The 1,725-nt window shown below is 73.0% G+C and carries 2 protein-coding genes; both read left to right on the forward strand.

Features of this window, described 5'->3' with window-relative positions; translation table 11 throughout:
- Positions 1–732, forward strand: a 732-nt coding sequence (locus K7787_RS31350; RefSeq protein ID WP_223003705.1) for an MSCRAMM family protein, incomplete at its 5' end; no start/stop codon positions are given.
- A gap of 171 nt (positions 733–903) precedes the next feature.
- A complete protein-coding gene (locus tag K7787_RS31355; RefSeq protein WP_223003706.1) occupies positions 904–1,725 on the forward strand; it encodes a YceI family protein in 822 nt (273 codons plus the stop codon).

Below are 1,725 nucleotides of genomic sequence, written 5' to 3' on the forward strand. Positions count from 1 at the left end.
GGTGCGGAGAGCGCTGCGGTGGCGCGGGCGGCGGTGACGCTGATTTCGCTGGCGGGCCGTCAGCTGGGCCGGTCGGTCGCGCAGGCCGACGGCGCCTACACCATCGACGCGCCCGGCGCGGGCTCCTACGTGCTGATCGCGTCGGCGGACGGGTTCCAGCCGCAGGCCTCCACGGTCGTCGTCAACGACGAGCCGGTCGCCTTCGACATCCTCCTCAGCGGCACCAGCGGCCTGACCGGCATCGTCCGCTCGGCGCAGAGCGGTCTGCCGGTCAAGGACGCCATGGTCATCGTCACCGATGTGCGAGGCGATCTGCTGGCCACCGGCACCACCGGGGAGGGCGGCGAGTTCTCCTTCGCGGAGCTGGTGCCCGGCGCGGTGACCGTCGCGGTCAACGCCGCCGGCCACCGCCCCCGCGCTCTGCCCGTCGAGGTCGGCGGCACCGGCGTCACCCGCCTCGAGATCGACCTCGACGCCGGCGCCCGTCTCCAGGGCGTGGTCCGCGCCCCGCACGGCCCGCTGGCCGATGCCCGCGTGACCCTCGTGGACGCGGCCGGCAACGTGATCGGCACCGCCACCACCGGCAGCGACGGCGCGTACGCCTTCACCGACCTCGGCAGCGGCGAGTACACCGTCATCGCCACCGGCTACCCGCCGGTCGCCACCGCCCTGACCGTCACCGGCCACGGCGTGGACGGCCACGACCTCCACCTCGCCCACCCCGGCGAGTGACCCACCACCGGCCCGCGGCGGGCGCGCACCCGGCGAGGGCGCGCTCCCGCCCCGGGCCGGTCACATTTTTTGACTGATTTGTTCAGGTTTCTTACGCGTACGGACCCGAACGGACCCGACCGGTCCGGCCGGTCCGGCCGGGAACACGCAAGCGAAGGGGAAGAGAACGGGATGGGACTGACCGCGAGGATCCGCACCCGGGACGGATGGGCCGTGTCGCACGCGGTCGTCACGGTGACCGACATGACCGGCGCCCAGATCCTGCGCGCCGAGGCCGACCACGAAGGCGCCGTCCGCGACCACACCCCCCTGGCCCCCGGCGCCTACACCGTCATCGTCACCGCCGTCGGCTACCAGCCCACCGCCTCCAGCGCCCTCGTCACCGCCAGCGGCCGCGCCGAGATCGGCACCCTCACCCTGGCCCGCCAGGGCGGCAGCGAACTGCCCCCGCCCGGACCCTGGACCGTCGACCCCGCCCACTCCACCGTCGCCGCCACCGCCCAGCACCTCGGCATCTCCAGCGTCCACGGCCGCTTCACCGACTTCACCGCCACCCTCGACATCGCCCCCGACGACGTCACCAAATCCCGCGTCGAAGCCGTCATCCGCGCCGCCTCCATCGACACCGGCAACACCCTGCGCGACCAACACCTCACATCGGCCGACTTCCTCGACACCGAGCACTACCCGGAGATCACCTACCGCTCCACCCACCTCACCCCCGCCGGAACCGACCGCTGGACCCTCCACGGCGACCTCACCATGCACGGCGCCACCCGACCCGTCGACCTCGACCTCGCCTACCTCGGCACCGGCGCCGACCCCTGGGGCGGCACCCGCGCCGCCTTCCGCGCCACCACCGAACTCCGCCGCGACGACTTCGCCATGAACTACAACCAGATCCTCCAGGCCGGCATCGCCGCCATCGGCACCACCCTCAAAATCGAACTCGACATCCAAGCCGTCCAGGGCACCACCCTCCCCACCACCTGA

Source organism: Streptomyces sennicomposti (assembly GCF_019890635.1).
GTDB classification, from domain to species: domain Bacteria; phylum Actinomycetota; class Actinomycetes; order Streptomycetales; family Streptomycetaceae; genus Streptomyces; species Streptomyces sennicomposti.